The organism is Nostoc sp. (assembly GCF_036918015.1).
Classification (GTDB): Bacteria; Cyanobacteriota; Cyanobacteriia; order Cyanobacteriales; family Nostocaceae; genus Nostoc.
Map to the genome: position 1 here is coordinate 26133 of NZ_JBALEO010000072.1, position 24647 is coordinate 50779.

The window sequence follows — 24647 nt, forward strand, 5'->3', positions numbered from 1 at the left end:
TTTTGAATGATTTACTTACATAGATAATAAAATCCTATAAACTCTACTATGACAACGCACTTAACAATGCCCGTTTAAATTCAGCTGCACTCTTAAAGTGGATTTCTGGTTTATCAACCAACGCCAAATCAATCACCTGCGCTAAGGGTTGCATAATTGTTGCATCTCGTTGGCGAATTGGTATGGGATTATTCTGTAAAACTGCCAGAAAGGGATCGCCTGTGAAGTTGCGGGGGAAACAACCTGTTAGCATATTGTAGAGACAAGCCGCAACTGCCCAAATATCTACCTCCGGTTGGGCATATTTAAAGTTAAGCACTTGTTGTCGCGGCATGAAAACGGGAGTACCCGCTTGAGTACCAGTCAAAGTTTGACCACTTAAACCAGCCAAGTCAAAGGCCTTAGATAAGCCGTAATCACCGATTTTTGCCACCAGTTTTCCATCAATATTAGTCAGGAAGATATTACTCGGTTTGAGGTCGCGGTGAACTATACCTTTACCTTTGCCAAACTTACCATCAGCCAGTTTGACATAAGGCAGTTCAACATTGTGGGCATATTCTAAAGCGTCTAAAATTTGCAGAATAATCGGTACAGCAATCTCAACAGACAATCGCCCACCTAGTTGTTGCATGAAATCCCATACAGTACCGCCCTCACAATATTCCATTGTAAAAAAGAAGATAATTTCCGAGAAGCCACAATCCATCAGTTGCACTACATGAGGATGTTGCAAAGCCTTGGTGTTTTCCGTCTCCCGGAGAAACATCTGCACAGCGAAGTCATTCGCCGCCACTGCTGGTAACATGACCTTTAAGGCTATGAACTTGCCAGACTGATTATGCTGTGCTAAATAAACTTCCCCGAATTCACTAGTGCTGAGAAGTTTGACAAGATTATAACCGCTAATTGCTTTCAGGTTGCGATCGCCACTCTCAGCCAAATTCAGAAAGTATTTGATGATGTCTAAGAAATAAGCCTGTTGTACTGGGTTATTTTTGACAGTAACATCATCAGGGATGAAGGTTGGTATATTTACTTCGTCTTGATGTATTTCTATACTAACTTTAAAGACAGTGTGACCTAAGTTGATTTCGTCGCCTGTTCGTAAGTCATACTCTGGAAAGTGGCATTTTACAGCTTCTTCAGCCGTTTGATTTCGTTGGCGTTGTCCGATGTTTTTACCGTTAATGTAAGTGCCATTTTTACTACCAAAGTCCCGCACCCGAATATCAGGAGGATTAATATCCAGTAGACAGTGATAGCGGGAGATGCCCCGATGATTCTCATCATCTGGTAACTGGGGATTGCAATCTGGACTTCTACCGATTATGCAGCTAGTGCGGCAATCAAAAATATATTGTTGTCCTAATAATTGTCCTTGGATAACGGTAAGGATGATTTTAGCTGGCATCTGAACAATAAAAAATTAATGTCCACGATCATAACTTACCTGTATCAGATATCACAGTGGTGAACCACTCATATCCCGCAAAGTCTCTGAGATTAAATCCGGTTGAATACTGATTACAAATCTTGATGGGAAAGAAAACACCCACAACCCCACATAAAACCATGATGAGGGAGGGGGAGGTGTCCATAGGGTGCATTTAAATTCCAAGTACACAGGTGTCTGGAGTATAATATCCATTCTCCATCTTTTTTCCAACCGACGCGATCGGCAAAAGCTTCCCAAGTTTTTTTGTTGTAATTTCTAGTGCCACCCAGACTTTGATGAATGCGCTTTTGCACCGAAAAACCAAAGCGTCCATCGCTGTATTTTACCCACAACTTGTCAATGGTACGGATGTCCTCACAGGGAAAGTTGTCAATATCTTGAGGGCGAAACCAGCCTTCCTTTTCTCTTTTAGGGACTGCTAGCATGACTCGCGTTGCCTCTTCATTTGCTTCTTTCCACTCTCCATCTGCTAGTAAATCTCGCAATCGGGTGTAATCTATGCCCACAGCAGAGATTAAATTCATCTCAGGCGATTTTTCTCCATCCGGTGCCGATTTTAGACCTTTTGGGGATGGCAATGCTATATGTTTAACAATCCAATCCTTTACCCTGTCGCTAATTTGAGGATTAAATTGCTTTGGCAACACTACAGTCATGCCTTCCTCTGATTTTTCTTTATCTATCCCCAGCCATGCTTTAGACTCTGACGCCAATTGCGGAAACTCTGGGGATGCCAACGCCAAACTTTTGATATCTGAAATTAACTGTTGCCCTTCCTGTGGGCGTGGTTGGGTGCTAGCAATACCCAGCAATTCTCGAAACTCTAACACCGACTGTAGACGCTCTTGGGGTTGCAACGCCATCCCCTTGATAATGGCATCATTTACCCTGTCACTAATTTGCGGATTAAATTGCTTTGGTGGTGGTAAAGGTATGCCCTTATCTCTAAAATTAGCAGGAAAAGGTACCTCCTTTGTGAGCAAACTATACAGGGTCGCAGCTAAGGCATAAACATCAGTATAATGACCAAAATTGCCCTGTCTTTCATACTGTTCAATGGGTGCATAACCATTAGTTCTCTCGTTAGTCATGCTTCCCACTTGTCCAATGGTATATTCTCTTGCTAACCCAAAATCAATTAAAACTGCTTCTGATTTACCACAACGCAAAATAATATTATTGGGTTTGACATCTCGATGTAAAAACCCCTGTTTGTGGATATATTCTAAAGCCTGACCTACTTGATCAATGGAACGTAAGGCTTCATCTTCCGACAATTGTCCATGCTGTTCAACATAAACACCTAAATCTTCTCCATCAATATATTCCATCACCATGCCCCAGAGGCCATCTTCTTGGATAACTTCATAGACTTGGACAATATGGGTATGGCTGCATCTGGCTAACCGCAAGGCTTCATTGACAAATTTTACCTGTCGCTGCTGGAAGTCTTCTTTACTTTGTTGAATATGGTTGAGGGTTTTGATAACAACTAATTTACCTGTATGCTGTTCTATGGCGCTATAGGTGACACCAAAGCCACCGCCACCAAGGACTTTTTGTATAATGAATCTTCCGTTGTCCAGATGTTGATTGGGCGTCCAAAGTTTCATTGATTTATAACTAGATTTATAACTTGTAAATATATTCGCGTGAACTCACTTCTAACCCTTTACTGCAAGTAAGGGGAGGAAAATTTTTCCCTCTTTCTCCTGGCGGAGTTAGAAGGTGAGGTTCTACTTGAAGTCTTCTACTGCTGTTTTAACAGCATGTACTTATTTTTTCCAATACTCAGAATGGGTATACTGCCTCTATGCCTACAAAAAACTTTATGGATATTTTATTTTATAACTGGCAACATACACTCCAACCCTTTGGCGTTGACCAAGTAGCGGCTGAAAAAGCCTTTAATCTCTTGGTTGAAGCTTATTCTACCCCTGGTCGCTACTACCATACACTGAAACACATCGATCGCGTCCTCAGCACAATTGAGATTTTGCAAGGCTACACCAACAGCCTAGCTGCTGTTCAACTAGCTGCCTGGTTTCACGATGTCGTGTATGACACTGAAGCTAAAGATAACGAAGAACGAAGTGCAGACTATGCTTTTGAGTTGCTGAGTAATTTAGGTATTCCAGAAAGTACCATAACTACCGTCACCCGTCTGATTCTGAACACTAAAGACCACCAAGCTGCGGTAAATGACTATGATAGCCAAGTCCTACTTGATGCAGATTTAGCGATTTTGGCTACTAACTCAGTTGATTATGAAGAATACGCCCATGCTATTCGTCAGGAATATGGCTGGGTGGCAGAGGCAGATTATATCACAGGTCGCCAGAAAATTTTAGAAATATTTTTACAGCGATCGCGGATTTATTTTACGCCTTTAATGTTAGAGTTTGCCGAACCATCTGCTCGTGGCAATATCCAGGCAGAAATTCAGTCTTTATCGCCTGGTTAGTTTTAGAAAAACTAAGGTCTTGGGAACCAGGACTCCCCATCGGAGAAGCGAATGTAAGAACTAATAAAACAAGGAGTTCTGAAGGCTATCCCCGATGAATTGGCAGAACCTAACACCATACCGCAAGGGCGGTTGGTGTCTGGTGATTTACCGTCTGCCACCACCACGATGAGGTATTTCAGACACTTCAGTATCTTCTAGCTTTCTTTTCGGTGCAAACATTTCTTGATGTTGTTGCTGTTGAATTTTTTGCTGTGCAAATTCTACGCGGGTACGAACTCCCACATCGGCATCATTATCGAGTATTTGCTGAAGTTGATTTGTAATCCGCGATGCTTGATCGGGTAAAGTGACTGCTATAGCGATGGCTAGTGTTTCTAAACTCGTCACTGCTGCATAGCGCACTATCCACTCTGGATCTTGAGAAATTAGTAATAGTGCCTCTAATACTTGAGTCTGAACAGATTCCACTTTCTCAGCAGGTAGTTGATGCAAGCGCAAAGTGCCTAATCCTCTGGCAGCTGCCCGCCGCACACTTAAGGAAAAATCAGTTTTTGCTGCCTCTAACAAGGTATCGAGCGCCCGAACATCGCCAATTCCCGCTAAGGCACGGATAGCCCAGGCTCTAGCACTGTAGTTGTAGTCATCAATTAGTTCCAATAGTGACGGTACTGCGGCTTCTCCGATCGCAATTAGTCCATCTACTGCCGCCACTGCTGCCCCTGGATTGTTGTAGCCCAAAGCTGCAATCAGAGTGGGAACAGATTCCTCTATGCCAGCTGCCGCTAACTCCTGAACTGCGTCTAATAAGCGATCCGAGGAGTCTGCTTCTTCCACAGCACGGATTAATATTTGAGCAAGGTCACTGTTATTCATAATAATTTGCCATCAGTCATTAGGGATCTGCCAATTGTAGCTTAAGTCCTCCGTAGTTGACATCAGACATAAACCCCCTAGCCCTTATATCGCAGTTGGGTTGGAGATTTATGTGTGGTAAACATTTGGTTTAAACGTATTAATAACAACTAATGCCTGGGAAATTATGACTACAACAGCGAGTCCATCAAATTTATTACTTTAATCGCACCATCAGACAAAGTGTTTGTTGCTGTGTGGTTAACTTGATGTTCTAGTAATCCTTTAAGGGAAATTAACTTCAGGCTATTTTCAGCAAGAGTTTCGGCGATCGCATCTGCTGCGGGTAGATAGCCAATCGCTCCCAAGTCTGCTAACACTGCTCGACGCAATTGCAATTTTTCTCCTGCCAGAGCTTTTATTAACCGTTCTCCATAAACTGGTTCTTGGGTTAATTGATACATGGCTCGTGCGGCAGCATATTGCACCAATTCGATTGGATGCTCTAAAAATGGTTTTACCAAGGGGATGCACTCAGTCGCCCTCAAGGCTCCCAAGGCTTCTAAAATGGCTTCGTAGGGTTGAGATAAATCAGGCTGTGAGATCAGCTGCTCTCCTTGCAAACCTACTTGTAATAACTCAATCAGGGCGGGAATGCAAACCGAATCGCCCAGCATTTCTAAGGATTGTGCCGCTGCTTCCCGGACATAAAAATCTGAGCAGTTTAAACACGCAATTAAAGGTGAGACTGCTTGGCGATCGCCTAGTTTCCCTAAAGCCCTAGCTGCGTTCCGTCGCAGAGGATATCCGCCTTCTGGTGTTCTGTCGGCTTCATCCTCTAACGCTTTAATTAATCCTGTAACCGCAGCTGCTTCACATATCCGAAACCTACCCAACCACCAAGCAGCATAAAACCGCAGACCTAAATCTGCACTTTCAAGATTAGCGATCGCTTGCTCTACTGTTAAAGATTCACCATCGCCAGAGTTACCTGTCGGTGATAAATCTTCAAATTTCTGCGGACTGGAATTCATTATGAAGAAGGAGGATCGCTTTGTTCGCTATCTGTTTTAGCTTCAGCGTTTAATGGCTGAATGCTGACTATTTTGCCACCCAAGCGACTAATCCGCTGCATTTCTTGATTCATCCGGTTCTCAGGTACTGTGAAAAACACAGTTGCACTAGAACGAATGGGATAGTTGGTTTTTTCAGTTTCTTCGCTTTGGCGCAGACCTACTACTTCATACCGAAAGTAGCGACTACTCGTTCTACTACTAATTGATCCAACCATAAAATTAATTCCCAATTCTAAATTGTCATTAGTCTTTTGCCCTTAATAATGACTATTGACTAATGACTATTGACAAATGACACTAAAGAGGCTTCACACTAGCTATTTTACCACCTTGTTTTACCACTCTCTGGAAGTAACTAGATAGTTCTTCATAAGGTATAACCACCGCTTGATTGACGCGGCGTGTGCTAGGATAACCAGCTCCAAAAACACCTGCTACTTCAATGCGGTAAAGTCTGCCTTCTTTACCAAAGGTTCCTGCACCACCAAAAGTACTGTTGGGGGTAACGCCTTTTTCAGAAGCAACGTATGAAAAGCCTGAGGGGCCACCAGAGGGAGGAACAACGACGGATGCGCTATTGCGACCTAGTTCGCTAGCAAGGCGAGAAGATTTACCTTTGAGTTGGGAAGTATCGCTACTAGCATAGCCGCGATAAAGTTGGAATATCCGGCTAAATCCGACAGTTTTCTGTCCTGTTTGGGTACTAAAGCCACGATAGTAAGGCACTATATTTTCACCAAAGCTAGATTGATACTCTGGCGAATCAATATAAGAATCAATGTCGGCTTCATATCCCTTAGTTTGATACAAGTCTAAGTGATAGACGACATCAGACTCATCATAAGGGGCACGACCCAACAAATGTTTGTAGTTCAGTTCAATAACGCGAGTTTGGAAGTTGTCGTAGAAAAATTTGGTTTTGTACAGTTCTGATTTAGCTAGTTGACGCACAAACTCTTGGACTGTACTTTTGCCATCGCGCAGAATAGATTCAGCACTTGTTAGGCGGTCAGATGTCAAGATGTAGTTGTTGCCCAACACCTGACGATAGACGGCAGAAATTACTCTCTCAATGTCTTCTTTGGTTGCATTCGGACGCAATTCCACAGGAGACTGATCGCTAAAAGGTTCTGTTCCCAAACGGGAAGCTGCTGTTGTAATAGCCATTGGTAATTTTCCTTTTGTAATTAATAATTGGGGACTGGGGATTAGGGATCGGGGATTGGGTACTGGGTATTAGGTATTGGTTATCCCCTTTATCCTCTTAGTCCCAATTCCTAGTCCCCAGTCCCCAGTCCCCAATCCCCAGTCTCTATTTATACGGCTGTAATGCTAATAACCTTACTGCCCTTGCGATTCAACTGCTGCAATTTACTAGAAAGTTGCTCGTAGGGTACGATCAATTCCGCAGTACCGCGCCTTACTACAGTTGAGTTTGGAGAAGCTGCTTGTAGCACTCTGATGCGGTATGTTTCGCCGCGACCACCTGTAGAGAGACCTGTTAAGGCTCCGGCAGAGACTGGATAAATGGGTGAAGCTAGATTCTTAGCCACTTCCCAGGTGAGGCGTCCTTGTTTTTGTCCTTGAGCGCGATCGCTATTGGCATAACCCCGATACAGTTGGAACAGTCGGCTATAGCCAACGTTTTTCTGTCCTACTTGACTTTTAAAGCCTTTATAGTAAGGGACAATATTTTCGCCAAAACTCTCTTGATATTCTAATGAGTCAATGTAGGAATTAATCTCAGCTTCATAACCTTGTGAGTTGTAAAGCTCAACATGGTACGAAATCTCTGACTCATCTTCTGGGGCACGCCCCAATAAATGCTTATAATTCAACTCGATAAACCGAGTTTGGGAGTTGGAGTAGAAAAACTTATCCCGATAGAGTTCTGATTGAGCAATGGCTAGCACAAATCCCCTAACGGTGATTGCACCTTGCTGCAACAGTGATTCTGCACTCTCTAGACTGTCTGCTTCTAGTAGATATGCATTACCCAAAACCTGACGGTAAGCCGCCCGGATAACCACTGCTACATCGGCTTCTGTTCTATCAGGGCGTAGTTCTACTGGTGCTGAATTTTCAAACGCTCCAATCCCTAATCTTGCTGCTTGTCCCAAAGCTGCCATCTTTAAAACCTCCTCAGTTTTAACTGCAAAACTGAAAACTTTTTAGAAAATTTTTTCTAGTCTTTTAACAGTCTTTTTGAAATTGATACTCACCTTACCGAAAGTAAGGCGATTTTTAAGACATAGCTGCCTTAATATCCTGTTTCCACAGGTTCCCAGGCTCACCTTATAGGTTTGGCAGTCTCTCATGGGGGAGAAACCTCCAGACGTTCTCTTTGTGCCAGACACCACGCATAGCTTGCTTCCTCAATAGGGGACGCGGACTTGCTAACGTTGCGCTAGCGTCTTTCCTTCCCTACGGAACACTCCGCGAACACGTAGCGTCTCGTAAGAAAAGGGAGAAGATTGCCCTCGCTGCCTCACCACATTTGCCACAAGGGCGTAGTGATATCTCCTTACGTTATTTCGGGCGTATACTTTCCCCTAGTCAGAGGGTAGGTTTTTAAATCTTGTGCTGACAAAAATATTGTGCCAATTGACGGTAGCTTAAAAGAGGCACTGGGTTGTGAACTTTCCCAAAGTTGTAGCAAATACCGTGCTACGTCGGTAGCTTTTATCCCTGTTCTAAAGCAAAAAATACAGAACTACGTTCCTCTTTCTCCAGGGTTTTCAGGTAGCTTTTCTTAAAAAACTGCCCGGAGAGATAAACAACTCATAGAACTTACTTGTCATAAGAGCTGATTTCCTCTCCGGGCTAAAGAAACACTCTAGCTTAGAGTATTGATTACGTAGTCGATGTAGGAATTTGCTTCAACAGCTGGGTCGCCGCTGAGGCCGTGGTTAGCTTTGATGTACTTGAGAGCTTCAATGTACCAGCTAGGAGACAGATCAAAAGTCCGGTTGATTTCAGCCAAGCCAGAAATCAAGAAATCATCCAAGGGGCCTGTGCCACCAACAACTAAAGCATAAGTGATAATCCGCAAGTAGTAGCCGACATCACGCACACATTTGCCTTTACCGCGCGCATCAGACGCGAAGTTAGGGCCTTGTTGTTGAGTGGTGTAAGGGAACTTGTTATACACTGCTTGAGCAGCACCTTCGGTCAAGCGTTGAGCATTAGCGCTCAATGCTTTTGCTGCTTGTAAGCTAGCAGGAGCTTGGCGGAAGCGACCAAAAGCAACTTGAATTTCGGTGCTGCTGAGGTAGCGTCCTTGAGAATCAGCCGATGCGATCGCTTCAGTTAGAGGTGTTTTTGTCATTTTGGTATTTCCCTTTTACAAACGTTATGGTTGAAATTTTGTTTTGTCCTATGGACAATTATTTAGTCAACATTAGCAATGCAAGCTTTGCTTAAGCTACAGCAGCAGCAGCACGATCGAAATAGCTAGCTATTTCAGATGCCAAAGCACTGCAATCGCCTCTGGTGATATTGTTTGTATCGTTGACAATTGCCAAAGAAGCTTGTTTCAGCTTTTGAATACCAACAGCAACTGAAGCTCCTGGAGTTCCCAATGCCAAGTAGGTTTCCCGCAATCCATTGAGCGCACGATCGTCTAGCACGCTGGAATCGCCTGCAAAGATAGCGTAGGTGATATAGCGAAGAATGATGTCCAAGTCTCTGATACAAGCAGCTGCACGACGGCTGGTGTAAGCATTACCACCGGGAGTGATCAATTGGGGTTGTTCTGCCCACAAATCACGAGCCGCAGCAGCAACAAGAGCTGACGCATTACTGGTAATACGGTTAACAGCATCTGCACGCTTGTTACCATCTTTGACTAGTTCGCTCAATGCATCCAATTGTGCATCAGAGAGATATTCGCCGCGTGTATCAGCTTGGGAAACTACTTTTGCAAATGCATCTAAAACCATTGCGTTAAATCTCCTAATTTGCTTGGTTAAGAATAATTGGAATCAAAACTGAATGGTTCAGTTGATTTTTGATGTCAGCACTGCCTGACGAGTTACGAAAGGTTTAAAACAGACACCCAACGAAATAAGTTTACAATCTCCAGGCTTTCAGATTAAAACTTTTGTTAAAAAACTTCAAACTTCTATGAACGACTGGAAAACCTGATTAAGATGTTGTTTTTTACTTCCAAGTTCTCTTTATACAATGCTGCCGCATCATAATTTATTACAAATTATTATTATGTTTGTGAAAAATAGTTACATAACTTCATAGTTTTGTCTATGTTTAATTTATGAGCCGAGCGCTGCTCTTGTGGGAGGGCAATAAATGTTGTAGCTACTGTCACTTTGTAGTTATGTCTTATATGCCTTATGTAAAATTACTCGAATTTATTTTGGAGAAAGGCAATAACGCGCTTGAATGCTTGGGAGTCTTGGTAAAGAAAGCCATGACCGCCCTTAAAGAACTCTAAATACGAACTTGGTATCTGTTTGTGCATTGCCTCAAGATTGGCAGGAGGAGATATGCCATCGTGATGACCGCCGCAGATATAGACAGGAATATGCAGTTGAGAAAGTCGATTATATGTATCGTGAGCAGCACGAGCCTCAAGCTGGCGACGACGCCCAACTTCACGACTTGGTTCGTCTATACCCGCTTGAGAAACTGCTAGTGTCAGCTTCACTAATTCCTGAAATTGTGCAGTTCGGCTAGAGAGCCAAGCTTCCTCTTGCCAACGAGTATCAGCAATTGTGATTTGCCGATGAGCTAATTCTTCACTAGGAAGGTTCGCGAGTTCATGTAGTGGATATGACGATCCACCAGCACCGCCACTACTAGTACAGGCTAAAACAAGACGTTTAACACGGTGCGGATAGCTCAGTGCCAACTCTTGGGCTACCATACCTCCGAAGGAAATTCCGATGACATGAGCGTTCTCCCAGCCGACTGCATTTAACAAAGAGTCTGCATCGGCGGCGTAATCTGCTATGGTGTAAGGAATATCAGGTTTTGAGGTTTGACCCAGACCGCGCTGATCGTAGGCTAGGATTTCAAAGTGTGGGGCTAGTGGTGAGTCAAAAATAGTCGGCGATCGCTGCAAATCTCTTCCAGTACCACTGATACTAAGTAGGCGTTGACCAGTGCCACGAATCTCATAATACATTTGCAGGTCACGAACAGATACAAATGGCATGAGTATTTTCCCTGATTATTTTCGTAGAAGTTGATCGCAATATCTCTAAAAAAGCATCCTCTTTTTATCCTCACTGGATATTGTTGCATTGAGGGGCTGTTAGATCCCCGACTTCTTTAATAAGTCGGGGGATCTGAACACCATTAACCTCTCAAAACTTTTGGGATAGACTACTAATTTCTACCAAACACACTGCCAAGGGCACGCGCCATATTTTGCGGTTGCATTGCATCCATTGCGGCGGTGGGTTCGTAGCCACAATGAACCATACAATCGGCACACTTAGGATTACCACTCTTCTGTCCGTATTGACTCCAGTCAGTTTGGGCGAGTAATTCTTTAAAGGTAGAGTAATAACCTTCGTTTAGCAGATAGCAAGGTTTTTGCCAACCGAGAACGCTATAACTAGGGCTACCCCAAGGCGTGCATTCGTAGTCCTTATCACCAGTGAGAAAATCTAAGAACAACGGATTGTGATTGAAGTTCCAGTTTTTTTCACCACTTTTGTAGGGAGCCAGAATTTCTCGGAAGAGGGCGCGGGTTTGTTCGCGGTGGAGAAAATGATCTTGATCGGGTGCCCACTCGTAACTGTAGCCGGGAGAAATCATCATCCCGTCAGTATTTAGTGTTTCCAGAAAGTTGAAGAACTCTTGCATATCTTTAGGTTCAGTACCTTCAAAGATAGTGGTGTTAGTGGTGACACGAAAGCCTTTAGCTTTAGCGGCGCGAATGGCTTTAACAGCAATATCAAAAACACCTTTACGATCTACGCATTGATCGTGTAATTCCCGCATTCCATCTAAATGCACGCTGAAAGTTAGATAAGGGGAAGGTTGAAACTTATCCAGGCTCTTTTCTAATAACAAACCATTGGTACACAAGTAAATATATTTCTTGCGCTCAATTAATCCCTGGACAATCTCATCAATCTGGGGGTGTAGAAGAGGTTCTCCCCCAGGAATGGAGACAACTGGTGCGCCGCACTCTTCCACAGCGGCAAAACACTGTTCTGGGGTGAGATTTTGCTTTAATATTTCCTTTGGATGTTGGATTTTACCACAACCAGTACAAGCGAGATTACACCGAAAAAGAGGTTCCAACATCAATACTAAGGGGAAGCGTTTGCGTCCTTTCAAACGCTGAGTAACAAGATACTTCCCAATATCCATAGCTTGTTGTAGATTAACTGCCATTGTTGCGATCGCTCCTCTTTTAAAGATAAATACACCACTTTCTCAACCCCAAGATTTATGTGTGGGGTCTTCAATTTTGAATTTTGAATTTCCCAGAGGGGTTGACATATCCCTGAGTAACAAACCAATCCACAGCATCTTTTAGTGCGGCGTTTAGCGAAGATTGGGGTAGACCCAATTCTCGTACAGCCTTTGAAGCATTGTAATACATAGGTTGTTTTGCCATCCGAACGCCATCTAATGGTACTGAGGGCGATTTACCCAATGGTGCGAGAATTTTTTCATCAACCCAGGCAACACTTAGAGGCAACCAAGCGGGTACTGTTTGTTGAGGTGCGCTAAGACCTGTGATATCGGCGAGTTGTTCGAGTAGTTGCTTGAGACTGAGGTTTTGATGACCTAAGATATAGCGATCGCCAGATTTACCCCGTTGTAAAGCCAGTAAATGCCCCCATGCCACATCCCGCACGTCGATAAAATTCAAACCAGTATTCAAGTAAAAAGGCATTTGCCGTCGTAAAAACCGTAAAATTATATCACCCGTCGGCGTAGGTTTGATATCCAACGAGCCAATGGGGCTGCTGGGATTGACAATAACTACCTCCTGACCTGTAGCAACGGCTTGCATAGCTTCTTGTTCAGCCAGAAACTTAGACTTTTTGTAGTCACCCACCAACTTTTCTAAGGGACTCTGATGTGTTTCATCGACAACTTCCCCTGACGATCCTACCCCAATCGCTGCCACTGAACTCGTGTAGACGGTGCGCTCAATGTTAGCTTTGCGAGCTGCTGCCAACACATTGCGCGTACCCAGGACATTGTGACGGTGAAGTAATTCACGGTCTGTTTGCCACAGGGAATAATGGGCTGCGACATGAAATAGGTATTGACAACCTGCCATTTGTTGCCAGAGATTTGGATCGTTCAAATCGCCTTTGACAATTTCCACCTCTAAACCGCGTAGATTCTCCAAATTGCTGGTTGAGCGTACCAGTGCTTTGATTGCATATCCTTCTTGTAGGAGCAACCGTACCAAATGGGCGCCAATAAAACCCGTACCCCCCGTGATAAAAACCTGCATCAACTTCCCCCCTGCTCCCCTGTTCCCCGGTCACTGAGCGAAGCCGAAGTGCTACTCCCCTTCTTAAACCGGGGAAACCAATCATCCAAAATGGTGTAAACTACTGGCACAACAATCAAACTAAGAATAGTTGAAGTTACTAGTCCACCTGCGATCGCTACAGCCATAGGCGATCGCAATTCGGAACCAGCACCTAAACCTAAAGCGATCGGTAACATCCCTAAAATAGTGGAGGCCGTGGTCATCATAATTGGTCTGAGGCGCACTAGTCCGGTGTTGAGAATCGCCTCGGTACGGTCTAAGCCAGCATTGCGTAACTGGTTGATGTAATCTACAAGCAAAATGGCATTTTTATTTGCCAGCCCTAGTAAAAAGACGAAACCGATCAATGAGATCATGCCAAAGTCACTCTTGGTAATCAGTAGCGCCAACATCGCTCCTACCAGTGCTAAAGGCAAAGAAACACCAATCACCAGAGGGTCTACCCAACTTTTGAATAGTAAAATTAATACTATGACAATGCACAGAGCAGATAGAGCCAGAGTAGTGCCGAAACTGCTAAATACTTCACCTTGACGGGCAGAGTCTCCTCCTAAATCTAAGGAAACATTAGAGGGTAACACCGCCTTTGCTTCCGCTACCACTTTGTCAGTGGCATCACCCAAAGACAGATCCTTGCCAAGATTAGCACTGATGTAAGCCACGCGCTGATTATTCAAACGCTCGATCTGAAAAACCGTGCCCTGTGGATTCGTTGCACCTGTAACTGTAACATCAGCAAATCCCGGTAGCCTTTGAATCCTTTCTTTAATGGCTTTGACTGCTTTGCTCAAAGCTTGGAGATTATCACCTTGTAATGCTATTTGCAGAGGTTTTTGACCGCCAGAATCGACAAATTGAATATCTTCAATACTAGTAGTTACCCCAGAAAGAACAGGTAAGGAGGAGCGCAACTGATCCTGTAGTTCGGCTGTTGTGATTGTGCGGTTTTCCTTTAACTTTACATATAGTATCCCTTTATTCGGCTCACCCTCACGAGAACCAACAGTAGTAAATACCGTTTCAACTGTCGGTGATTTTCTGACTACATTTTCTAATTTCTTCGCAACCTCTAGAGAATCATTTAAAGGGTTGGGAATTTGAGACTGGGGACTAGAATTTCTTCCCTGCTCCCCTGCCCCTCTGCTCCCCTGCCCCTCTGCTCCTCTCCCCTGCCCCTCTCCTCCACTAGGAATACTCGGCAAAGGAGCCGTATAAGCAATATTAAATTCGCCGCGATCGAGTTTGGGAATAAATCCTTTGGGAATTAGTGGAATCAGCACTATACCTGCGATGAAGCTGAAGACAGCTAACCCGATAACTATTTTCCGGTGATTTAAAGACCAACTCAGTAAATTTCCGTAAAATTGGGTAAAAGCTACCCAGATTTTTCCTTCTCGACGCGGGGAGAGTGAGGATTTAGGTTTCAGCCAGTAGATAGCCAAAACTGGAGATAAAGTCCGAGCAACTAGCATAGAAGCAAGCATCGCCGCTGAAACAGTGATACCAAAAGGCTTGAAGAACTGACCAATTACTCCACCCATTAAACCTATGGGTAGAAAAACTGCTACTGCTGTCAAAGTCGCGGCGGTAACTGTCAACCCAATCTCATTTGTCGCCAAAAGCGCTGCTTGGCGAGGAGTTTCACCATCTTCAACGTGTCGCATGATGTTTTCCACATCCACGATCGCATCATCAACAATGCTACCAATCACCAAAGCTAAAGCCAGCAGGGTGATTGTTTCCAGGTTGAAGCCGAAAATCGCCATGACGATAAACGTCGCCAGCAAAGATGTAGGAATCGCCAAGGCAGAGATCAGAGTTGCCCGCCAATTCCACAAAAAAGGAAAAATCACTACGATAGACAACAAGACTGCTTCCAGCAAAGCATCGATTGTTGACTGGGTGGCTTGACGGATATATTCTGCTTGGGTGGCAGCTAAGGTGACTTTGACATCTTTAAGGGTTGAGCGTAGCCTTTGAACTTCTTTCTCAACATGACTCACGACTTCCAAAGTGTTAGCGTTACCGCGTTTGATTACCTGAAATGCGAGTGCATCTTCACCGTTAAACCGGACTAATGTCGCCCCACCTTGGGGGACCGTTGCACTCGCATTCGCTGGATTTACCGGAGCAGTTGCAGTCGCAGCGCCTAGTAGTGAGACTTTTAATACTCCTGGTAATTTAGCGATCGCACTGACAATCTCATCTTGTGCCAACTTCGTCAAATCTTTGAGATTTCGTGTAGGACTCTCTATGGCATAGCTAATGGCGGCTGACTCGTTTAAATTCAGAGGAATAATTTTAGAAGTTCCTCCTTGAGGTAGAGTCAACTGCTTGAGGGCAGTTTCAACCTTTTTGGTCGATGTTTCTAAATTCGTCCCAACAGCAAAAGAAAGAGCAACAGCTGTTTGACTAGGATAGGTTGATGAACGAATATTCTCCAGTCCTTCTAGAGAGCGGAGGCGTTCTTCTAGGGGTTTAGTGAGCTTCGCTTCTGTATCCAAGGCAGTTGTTAGGGGGGCTGTAGCATTTACAACCACCACTGGAAAGGTAATATCTGGAAACAAAGCATACTTCAGGGAACTGAAAGCCAGAACACCAGCTACCGTTACGGCAATCCAAAAACTCACCGTCAGCCACGAAAATTGAATTGCCAATTTGGAAATATTGAAGAGTTCTCGTGCGGATTTGGAGTTATGAAGCTTTACCATCTTGGAAAATTATCGTGTGGATGACACAATTATTTAGTCATGCTACAGCAATCATCTTCGGTTTGCTAATTTTGGTTACTACTAAACAGCAATATTACTTATTGTCACTCAGATATGACCCAATCTTTAATGCAAGCAGTACTTCTTAAATTTACTCAGCACTCAGCACTCAGTACTGAGTTGGTAAAGAAGAATTGCGCCACGCCCGCTACTTCAAACATTATATTGACCGTTAAAATTTAAAACTATCGAGACAGCTAGTGCCTAATTTTTTGCCCATCAACACCATTCTGGTACCTCAAGGAGCAGAATACAAAGCTGTGTGTCGCGGATTAAGTGGCATTACTGCCTCCATCCCAACAATAGTACCCATACCTGTTGGGATGAAGCCTTTACTAAAATACCTGCAACAAGGACAATTTCTGACTCCAAAATCCAGAGTGCTGATTATGGGTATATGTGGCAGCTTGAGCGATCGCTACACAGTCGGCGATCTTGTGCTGTATCAAGATTGTGTTTATCAGGGGAAACAGCAAGAATGCGATCGCACTTTTACAACACAATTGCACTCAGCACTCAGCACTCAGCACTCAGCACTAAATTTAGTCAAGTCACTGACAAGCGATCGCCTAATTTGGTCTGCATCCGAAAAACGTCATTTAGGTGAGACTTTGGCGGCTGATGTTGTTGATATGGAAGGATTTACCGCTTTAGAATTTTTCAATGCGGCTGGAGTGTCTGTGGCAATGCTGCGAGTAGTTAGCGACGATTGTCAGCATAATATCCCCGATCTCACACCAGCAATTAACTCTGATGGCTCTCTCAACCCTTTTCCGTTAGCGATCGCCATGCTTCGACAACCCTTTGCCGCTACTCGGTTGATTCGAGGTTCATTAACAGCATTAAAGGTGTTAGAGCAAGTTACAAATCTGCTTTTTTCAGGCTCTAGCAATAAATAATCTGTTACATCTTTACAGCAACCCATAGGTAAATAACCATGCGATAGGGACACAGTTTTGCTATGCCCTGACAAAATATAGCAATCCTAAATCATTTGTGAAAATATCTCTTTACTATATTTGCATTCTCTGTGTCTCTGTCGTTAGTTATAAAAATAATTTTTAACTAATAAAATCGAATTTATATATTTTTTTCCTATGACATCACCTGAAGACAAACTAATAAAAATCAACATGATGTAAGTATTTATTATGAGATTGTTTATGGATAAGTTTTACATAAACTTTATAGTCAAACATATCAAGTAGAAACCTAGATTGGGAACGATAATATATAACCTTATCAGGGTTGGGTTCCATGAGAGCTAACTGCACTGAATTGTAAATCAAAAATACCCTTTTGCCAGAATAGCTCGGAACTAATTTACCAACTACCAAACAGAATTTATGAAGCTCAATCTATACTCGTTCCTAGCTAGTTTTCCATTACTCAAAAAAAGTTACACCGCTAAGATCATGTTGGTGGCATTTTTGGGTACTCACATACCACTTCTAAGCTTACTCTTGAGTTTCGTTATCTCAAACTCCTATTCCTTAGAGATGACGATCCGAGTTATGCTTATTGCTCTGTTGGCTACTTTAGCGGGTACAGCCGCCACCCTCTACGCAATACACCACCTCCTCAAACCGGTTATTTTGACATCTGCGGCATTGCAAAATTATCTAAACACCAAAACCTTGCCTGAATTACCCACAGAATTTGCTGATGAAGTCGGTACATTGATGGCAGATACCTCACAAACTCTTCACAAATTAGATGAGTTAATTCACTACATCAGTAATTATGACGATCTAACTGGATTACCCAATCGTGATTTATTCCGCGATCGCCTCCATCAGACTGTATCTCAACCCGAAAATAACCAGCGCTTTGTAGCCGTTTTTTTACTGGGTATTGATGATTTCACTGCTATGAGTCATGGTTTGGAGCATGAAACAACAGATTTGTTGTTAAGAGCAGTTGCTCAGAGGTTATCACTCTGCATGACCCAAACAGATATTGTTGCCCATTTGAGTGGAGATGAATTTACCATTGCCCGTATAGATATTGTTTCTTTTGAAAGCGTGATTAAGCTATCTCAGATGGTGTTAAATACCCTGAGCAAACCCTTTTCCATAGAGGGTAATTTGATTCATCTCACCGCCAGCATCGGCATCACAATTAATGGAATAAATGAGCAGAATAGCGTAGATCAACTTTTGCAACAGGCTCATATAGCACTGTACCAGGCAAAGCAACAAGGGCGTAGCCAATACCAATTCTATTCACCGGAAATTAATGCTCAGTTGCAGGAGCGAATAAATTTAGAAAATCAATTACATGGGGCGCTTGAGCGCAATGAAATGCTGGTTTATTATCAACCTCTAATTGATTTACACAGCGGACAAATTACAGCTATGGAAGCGTTGGTTCGCTGGCAGCATCCGACATTAGGTTTGGTTTCTCCAGCCAAGTTTATTCCCATTGCAGAAGCCAATGGTGCGATCGTACCAATTGGCGAATGGGTCTTGCGAACTGCTTGTACCCAAAACCGTGCTTGGCAGCTTGCTGGATTTAACCCAATTCGGATATCTGTAAATCTTTCAGCTCGACAGTTTGAACAACCGTATCTGGTTGAGGTCGTCAGCCAAATTCTTGAGGAGACTGGACTCCAAGTATCTTACCTGGAATTGGAAGTGACAGAAAGCTTCTTGATGGCTGATATGGAGCGATCGGTTAAAACCTTAAAACAATTACGAGAACTGGGTATATGCTTGGCTCTAGATGACTTCGGTACTGGTTATTCCTCCCTTAACTACTTGAAGCGCTTTCCCGTGAATATGCTCAAGATCGATCGCTCATTTGTACAGGATGTCACGTCCAATCCTGATAGTGCTGCCGTCACGAATGCGATTATTGCCCTGGCAAAAAGCCTGCGGTTGAACATCACGGCAGAGGGTGTGGAAACCCAAGAACAGCTTGACTACCTGAAAATGCTGGGATGTGATGAAGGTCAGGGTTACTACTTCAGTTGTCCTGTGCCCGCCGAGCTAATTACCCCGATGTTGCAGAAAATTTCTCAGCAGATGGAGAAAATTCCAGCATAAGTGGATGCCTAAGCCAGAAGATCCCCCCCGATCGCGTTTCACTTTATTATTTTCATAGAAATGCTTATCAGGGGGAGATGAGGAGAGAAATTCGGGATTAATCAGGCAATAAAAGGTCATTTATTTTGAAACTGTGGAAAGCTTTGCAACCATGTGAGCGCGAGATGAAACTTCAAGCTTGCGAAACATCCTTTTTAAGGCTTGCTTGACAGAGTTTTCAGTAATCCAAAGTTCAGCACTAATTTCTGCATTGGTTTGTCCTTGAGCCACCAAGGAAGCAATTTGCATTTCACGAGGCGTTAAACGCTTTGTCTGTAATAGTGGTTGTTGCAATCGCGCCATTGCCACCCAAGTAGAAATATGCAGACAAAGCGCACTCAAATCTGTAAGATTTTGTGAATCAAATGCAGGCATTCCTTGCTGACGAGTCAAACCTACCACACCTACTAACTCACCATTGCTGACAATTGGCCCTGCCATGACGTGCCAGTGATCGGCACGAGGACAAATCAATTTCCATGTTTTAGGTTCTACTACCAAAGCTTCATGAACAGGGGCATGACGTTCTAGCAAGTAGCGTGCAACTGGATTGTGTTGAGGTGATAATGCAATTTGCAGTGCTTTTTGAATCTTGCTGTCAACTAAAGAAATTTGGGCAAAGAAAAACAGCCCACATCGTGTAGCTGAAAAATACTCACTCATTTCTGCGGATATGTGCGATCGCAAAGTCTGTTCATCTTCAGCTTGAGCAATTCCATGAAATAGAGCTTGTAAGGCAACCATGATTTGCAAAGTGTACTCGTTCGAGGTCTAGCCGCAGTATCGCAACCAGACTTATCTTAGCTTTAGTCAGATCAAACCGCTTCGCGGAGTCATTAGTTATTAGTCCTTAGTTTTTTCGCCCACTCTGTTGCGAGGTATGTACCAAAAAACTCTTTATTAATGACTAATGACCAATGACCAATGACTAATTTGTTTGGTTTTTGGGATTACTTTACATGACTGTAAATTCTGGCATTGATGACACACAGATATCTGGGCGCTGGATTAAAATCAGTTTTTTGATCGCCGCAGTGCTTTTCAATCTCTGTTTAATAATCCAAATATTCAGTGTTGGACTGGCTTACTTTTACAACTCTGATTGGTGGAACCTACATATTTGGCTCGTGCGAGGATATGGCGGACTCTCACTAATTTTGTTGGTATGGGTGTTTTTAATTCCGTTTCCTCGAAGAATCCGAAACCTTACGGCAAGTATGCCAGTGCTGCTAGGACTGCAATTTCTCACAATTCACTTGCATTATTTGCCTTTAGCAGTGTTCCACCCACTCATCGGCTTTTCTTTATTCTCTATTTCCACAACCTTAGTGCATCGGACATCACACATCGTATTTCCCAACCACAACCAAGACTAAATCGTTGAGGAAACACAATTTTCAATTCTTTTCGCGCTATTACAGGAGAAATACAAGTGTCTCAATTGTCTCAATACGCCGATCCATCTGTTCTCATTGATACCCAATGGCTTGCAAATCATCTTAACGATCCAAACATCCGTATTATTGAAGTGGATGTGAGTCCAGAGCCGTACAAAAATGCTCACATACCTGGTGCTGTCTTCTGGAACATCTTTACAGACTTACTTTTGCCCGACTTGAAGATGAATTTGGATGCGATCGCTTTTGAAAAGCTAATGGCACATTCAGGCATCACCAATGACACCACAGTGATTGCTTATGGCAGTTATCCGGGAACAGGAGCCTGGATTTTCTGGTTGTTGAAAGTCTTTGGACATGAGAATGTACGAGTTCTCAATGGCGGCTACCAAAAATGGAAATCAGAAAGTCGTCCACTAGCAACTGAATTATCTACATTTGCTTCTACTGATTACCATACCAAAGGTATTGATGCTCATCTACGAGTATTACACAATGAAGTTCAGGCATCGATAGGTAGAAGCGATCGCATATTATTGGATGTCCGAACACTGCAAGAATACTCTGGTGAGTGGTTTTTCGATCGGCCACCACAAGAAGGTCAACTCACTGGACATATTCCAAGTGCAGTGCATCTTGAGCATACCTTAATTCTCAATGAAGATGGAACTTTTAAATCATTCAACGAGTTGAAAAATCTTTATACCAGTAAGGGCATTACGGCTGATAAGGAAGTGTTTCCCTACTGTACTATCGGTGGGCGTTCTGGATATATCTGGTTTGTCTTAAAGTATTTATTGGGCTATCCGAATGTTCGGAATTACGATGGCTCTTGGAATGAATGGAGTCGCTTGCCTGATGTAGCGATCGAGAGGTAAAGAAAGGCAGGAGGCAGGAGGCAGAGGGCAGAAGGCAGGAGGAAAAAAGTAAAGTAAAAAACTTTCCTTCTCTATAAGAGGCTACGCAACGACAAATCTCACAGGTAAACTAAAACACATTTAATTTGCATATTAAAATTTTCTCAATATCTTGTGGGGTGGGCATCTTGCCATAGGTGTCAACTTAACGTGAAACCGCTCGTCCGCCGGGAATTGAAATTCCCGTCTCATAGCTAAAGTCATCTGAAGATGACTAAATATTGCCAAAAATCTCCAGTCTACTTCAGTAGACTTAAGCTATTAGCCCGAAAATTTATTTCCGGGCGGGCATGGAAGCCAACAGATAAGCTATTTCCAGCTTAAGTTGACACCTATGGCATCTTGCCCGCCCTAATGCAACTTTAATGCTGATTAGTTTAGCTCTGTCGAACTTCTCGTGGGTTGCTCCTACCTCCTGAATTAGGATGCTGACAATATTACCAATAACCGCACCTTTACAGACGGACACCACTACTGCCATCAAGATTAAAATCTCTTAACCTTTCGTTACACTAGAGACATCGAGAAGGACGAAAACAAACCTCTCGAAGCTGAAATCAAAGGTGAACGACATGAATGGCACAATTCGCGTTGGTAATCTCTTCGGAATTCCCTTCTATATCCATCCGTCATGGTTTTTAGTTCTGGGTTTGGTAACGTGGAGCTATAGCAGTGGACTGGCGGCGCAATTTCCCCAATTGTCTGCGGGATTAGCTTTGCTACTAGGATTGATGACAGCGCTGATGTTATTTGCCTCTGTCGTCGCCCATGAATTAGGCCACAGTTTTGTTGCGATTGGTCAGGGAATTGATGTCAAATCCATCACGCTGTTTATATTTGGCGGTTTGGCGAGCTTAGAAAAAGAATCGAAAACCCCAGGTGAAGCTTTTTGGGTAGCGATCGCTGGGCCAATGGTAAGCTTACTACTATGCGGTATCGTTACAGCGATTGGTGTTACTACATCTGCATCAGGGCCGTTAGCTGCAATTCTTGGTGTTCTAGCTTCTGTTAACTTGGCATTAGCCCTGTTTAACCTGATTCCTGGCTTGCCCTTAGATGGCGGAAATATACTGAAAGCTATCGTTTGGAAAATTACAGGTAATCCTTATAAAGGTGTAACCTTTGCTAGTCGAGTCGGGCAAATCTTTGGTTGGGTAGCAATTCTTTCTGGTGTAGTTCCCTTACTATTATTTGGCAACGCCGGTAACTTCTGGAATTTGTTAATTGGCTTCTTCTTGTTGCAAAATGCTGGTAATTCGGCTCAATTTGCCAGAGTGCAAGAAAAACTCACAGGTTTGACAGCCGAGGATGCTGTAACTCATGACAGCCCGATTGTCTCTGCTAATCTTACCCTGAGAGAGTTTGCCGATGAGCGAGTCATAAGTGGGCAAAACTGGCATCGGTTCTTAGTGACTGATGATGATGGACAATTAGTAGGTGCGATCGCAGTTGATAATTTACGAACCATCCCTACAGCACTGTGGTCAGAAACTCAAGTCAAACAAGTCATGCGACCAATTACCGAATCTACCACAGTCCAATCAGATCAACCTCTACTGGAAGTCATGCAGTTACTCGAACAACAAAAACTATCTGTGCTTCCCGTAATTCGTGAGAATGGCGTCCTAGTTGGAATCTTAGAAAAAGCTGCAATTATCCAGCTACTTCAAAACCGAACCCAACCTAACCCTGCATAAAGACGCAATTCATCGCATCTATCAAAAAACCGTAAACCCTTGTAGAGACGCGACAAATCGCGTCTCTACATTTTTATCACCCAAATTTTTGATTGCATAAAAAAACTCCGTACAATTGAAAGAGCCTTCTTGACCGTTGCCTCTTATCTGTCCCCGTAAATAAGTTCAAAAATCAAATCGGATTGTTATGTAGCACTCCTATTTAATTTTTGAATAAAACTCAGTATATATCTATTCCTTATTCCCTGTATTTCTTTTCCAAGAATTTTTACGAGATATCAGGTATATCCCTAGCAAGGATAGACCCACCACTGGCGCAGGTTCGGGTATAGTTGTGATTTTGGCATAAATAGCTGTTGTAGTTGTAGCTTCTTCAAAAGCTTTAATACTTATCTGGCGACTGTCTGGATTAAAACCGATTAACTCAAGGGTATATTTATTACTTCCAAAGGTGAAACTGCGATTACTGAAATTTGTGTCTAAAAATACTAAGTCTGCACTCTTTTCAGGATCTTTTGGGTCGTTAAGTGTATTTACTAAACGCAAGTTGAAGTCAAAAACTTGGCTGGTTCCCACAGGAGGGCTGAAAGATACATTGAGATTTAAAGGTACAAATTCAACGCTTGAATCAATGCGTACCTTTCCATTAAAGTAAGTTAAATCAGCTATTTTGAATACAGAGTTAATGTCCGCAGAAAATGAAGTTCCATTGGAGGTTAGTTTATTTGGAAGTCCTGGCGGCAAATTAGCTTGACCCCAAGTAAATATGTTACTTCCCACACCTGTATATATGGGATTAGTATCAGTGATTCCTGGAGTAGGATTTCCCCATGTCGCACTAGAGATGCCAGAAAAAGTTAGAGCTTGTGCTTGACCAGAGAAACTAAATCCTGTGGTCAAACTCACAAAAAAACTAGATATAGCAGTAGCGAAAACAAAACTAAGTTTCATAATTCTAGGTTTTAATTATCATTCTGGAGCTTCTTTCAAGTAGGTCTTCAATCTACCTTAGTAAATTTACGGAAAATCCGCCAACATCTTATTGTATTTTTTATAAAAATTTTATGTGTATTTCAAAACAATTTAATGAATACTTTATATTTATTAAGTTACAATTATGGTTTTTTAAAATATATTTCACTAATTTGTAATTAGTAAAACGGTAAACCTCTTGCAACAAGTTCCCTAACACGCTAAACCCAGCAGGAGTAAAGACTTTGACGTAAGTCAAAGGCAAAGTAGGGTTCTTTTTTTTGATTTATGCAAGAAGTCTAGTAATTACGTATAGCGTTTCCTAATCACATGAGGTACATCTTAGCCCCCTCCTCGCTTGCGGGGAGGCAGGGTGGTTTCATACAAAGAAAGAAAAAACCTTTTGGATTTGATTGGCTAAAGCACGTTGAGCTTGAGGGATAGTGCGAAAACCGAGAAAT

At 43.0% G+C, this 24647-nt stretch carries 21 protein-coding genes; 6 read left to right on the forward strand and 15 right to left on the reverse strand.

Features of this window, described 5'->3' with window-relative positions:
- Positions 1-46 precede the first annotated feature (46 nt).
- Both V7K61_RS19080 and V7K61_RS19085 read right to left on the reverse strand, forming a co-directional pair.
- A complete protein-coding gene (locus V7K61_RS19080) occupies positions 47-1414 on the reverse strand; it encodes a protein kinase domain-containing protein (protein WP_335055579.1) in 1368 nt (455 codons plus the stop codon).
- Positions 1415-1527: 113 nt separating this feature from the next.
- Positions 1528-3072: a serine/threonine-protein kinase gene (locus tag V7K61_RS19085; protein WP_335055581.1), complete on the reverse strand. Its 1545-nt coding sequence runs from the start codon at positions 3070-3072 to the stop codon at positions 1528-1530.
- Between the two features lie 200 nt (positions 3073-3272).
- On the opposite strand from V7K61_RS19085, the gene V7K61_RS19090 reads away from it, so the two are divergent.
- Positions 3273-3923: an HD domain-containing protein gene (locus V7K61_RS19090; protein ID WP_335055583.1), complete on the forward strand. Its 651-nt coding sequence runs from the start codon at positions 3273-3275 to the stop codon at positions 3921-3923.
- Positions 3924-4070: 147 nt separating this feature from the next.
- On the opposite strand, the gene V7K61_RS19095 is transcribed toward V7K61_RS19090, so the two are convergent.
- The 11 genes from V7K61_RS19095 to V7K61_RS19145 form a co-directional block, all read right to left on the reverse strand.
- Positions 4071-4799 (reverse strand): HEAT repeat domain-containing protein, encoded by a 729-nt coding sequence (locus V7K61_RS19095; protein ID WP_335055585.1) that lies wholly within the window; start codon positions 4797-4799, stop codon positions 4071-4073.
- Positions 4800-4969: 170 nt separating this feature from the next.
- The gene (locus V7K61_RS19100) at positions 4970-5812 is read right to left on the reverse strand and encodes a HEAT repeat domain-containing protein (protein ID WP_335055587.1); all 843 of its coding nucleotides are present in this window, start codon (positions 5810-5812) and stop codon (positions 4970-4972) included.
- Positions 5812-6069, reverse strand: a complete 258-nt coding sequence (locus tag V7K61_RS19105) for a phycobilisome linker polypeptide (RefSeq protein ID WP_335055589.1) — start codon at positions 6067-6069, stop codon at positions 5812-5814. The genes V7K61_RS19100 and V7K61_RS19105 overlap by 1 nt, the downstream gene beginning before the upstream one ends.
- Positions 6070-6151: 82 nt before the next feature.
- Entirely contained in the window at positions 6152-7021 is an 870-nt protein-coding gene (locus V7K61_RS19110; RefSeq protein WP_335055591.1) for a phycobilisome linker polypeptide, read from the reverse strand.
- A gap of 149 nt (positions 7022-7170) precedes the next feature.
- Positions 7171-7983 (reverse strand): phycobilisome linker polypeptide, encoded by an 813-nt coding sequence (locus V7K61_RS19115; RefSeq protein WP_335055593.1) that lies wholly within the window; start codon positions 7981-7983, stop codon positions 7171-7173.
- A 707-nt stretch (positions 7984-8690) separates the two neighbouring features.
- Positions 8691-9182, reverse strand: a complete 492-nt coding sequence (gene cpcA, locus V7K61_RS19120) for a phycocyanin subunit alpha (RefSeq protein ID WP_012411562.1) — start codon at positions 9180-9182, stop codon at positions 8691-8693.
- Positions 9183-9273: 91 nt separating this feature from the next.
- Positions 9274-9795, reverse strand: coding sequence for a phycocyanin subunit beta (locus tag V7K61_RS19125; protein ID WP_289795183.1), 522 nt, complete (start codon positions 9793-9795; stop codon positions 9274-9276).
- Positions 9796-10214: 419 nt separating this feature from the next.
- Positions 10215-11030 (reverse strand): alpha/beta fold hydrolase, encoded by an 816-nt coding sequence (locus V7K61_RS19130; protein ID WP_335055595.1) that lies wholly within the window; start codon positions 11028-11030, stop codon positions 10215-10217.
- A 173-nt stretch (positions 11031-11203) separates the two neighbouring features.
- On the reverse strand, positions 11204-12223 hold the full coding sequence (gene hpnH / locus V7K61_RS19135; protein WP_334716559.1) for an adenosyl-hopene transferase HpnH: 1020 nt from the start codon (positions 12221-12223) through the stop codon (positions 11204-11206).
- A gap of 70 nt (positions 12224-12293) precedes the next feature.
- Positions 12294-13304 carry a hopanoid-associated sugar epimerase gene (gene hpnA, locus V7K61_RS19140; protein ID WP_335055597.1) on the reverse strand — a complete coding sequence of 337 codons (1011 nt, stop codon included), beginning with the start codon at positions 13302-13304 and terminating at the stop codon, positions 12294-12296.
- The gene (locus tag V7K61_RS19145; protein ID WP_335055599.1) at positions 13304-16057 is read right to left on the reverse strand and encodes an efflux RND transporter permease subunit; all 2754 of its coding nucleotides are present in this window, start codon (positions 16055-16057) and stop codon (positions 13304-13306) included. Before V7K61_RS19145 ends, hpnA begins: the two co-directional genes overlap by 1 nt.
- Positions 16058-16317: 260 nt before the next feature.
- Between V7K61_RS19145 and V7K61_RS19150 the strand changes: the two genes are divergently transcribed.
- Positions 16318-17016 carry a 5'-methylthioadenosine/S-adenosylhomocysteine nucleosidase family protein gene (locus V7K61_RS19150; RefSeq protein WP_335055600.1) on the forward strand — a complete coding sequence of 233 codons (699 nt, stop codon included), beginning with the start codon at positions 16318-16320 and terminating at the stop codon, positions 17014-17016.
- 447 nt (positions 17017-17463) lie between these two features.
- Positions 17464-19164 carry a putative bifunctional diguanylate cyclase/phosphodiesterase gene (locus V7K61_RS19155; protein ID WP_335055601.1) on the forward strand — a complete coding sequence of 567 codons (1701 nt, stop codon included), beginning with the start codon at positions 17464-17466 and terminating at the stop codon, positions 19162-19164.
- A gap of 120 nt (positions 19165-19284) precedes the next feature.
- Here the strand turns inward: V7K61_RS19155 and V7K61_RS19160 are convergent, their stop codons facing one another.
- Positions 19285-19947: a LuxR C-terminal-related transcriptional regulator gene (locus V7K61_RS19160; RefSeq protein WP_335055603.1), complete on the reverse strand. Its 663-nt coding sequence runs from the start codon at positions 19945-19947 to the stop codon at positions 19285-19287.
- Positions 19948-20162: 215 nt separating this feature from the next.
- Here V7K61_RS19160 and V7K61_RS19165 point away from each other — a divergent pair, with 215 nt between their 5' ends.
- The 3 genes from V7K61_RS19165 to V7K61_RS19175 all read left to right on the forward strand — a co-directional run bounded on the left by V7K61_RS19165 (position 20163) and on the right by V7K61_RS19175 (position 23214).
- On the forward strand, positions 20163-20579 hold the full coding sequence (locus V7K61_RS19165; RefSeq protein WP_335055605.1) for a DUF6220 domain-containing protein: 417 nt from the start codon (positions 20163-20165) through the stop codon (positions 20577-20579).
- 65 nt (positions 20580-20644) lie between these two features.
- Positions 20645-21478: a sulfurtransferase gene (locus tag V7K61_RS19170; RefSeq protein ID WP_335055612.1), complete on the forward strand. Its 834-nt coding sequence runs from the start codon at positions 20645-20647 to the stop codon at positions 21476-21478.
- Positions 21479-22089: 611 nt separating this feature from the next.
- Positions 22090-23214, forward strand: a complete 1125-nt coding sequence (locus V7K61_RS19175; protein WP_335055613.1) for a site-2 protease family protein — start codon at positions 22090-22092, stop codon at positions 23212-23214.
- Between the two features lie 231 nt (positions 23215-23445).
- Here V7K61_RS19175 and V7K61_RS19180 read toward each other — a convergent pair whose 3' ends face one another.
- On the reverse strand, positions 23446-24165 hold the full coding sequence (locus V7K61_RS19180; RefSeq protein WP_335055607.1) for a choice-of-anchor K domain-containing protein: 720 nt from the start codon (positions 24163-24165) through the stop codon (positions 23446-23448).
- Positions 24166-24647 lie beyond the last annotated feature (482 nt).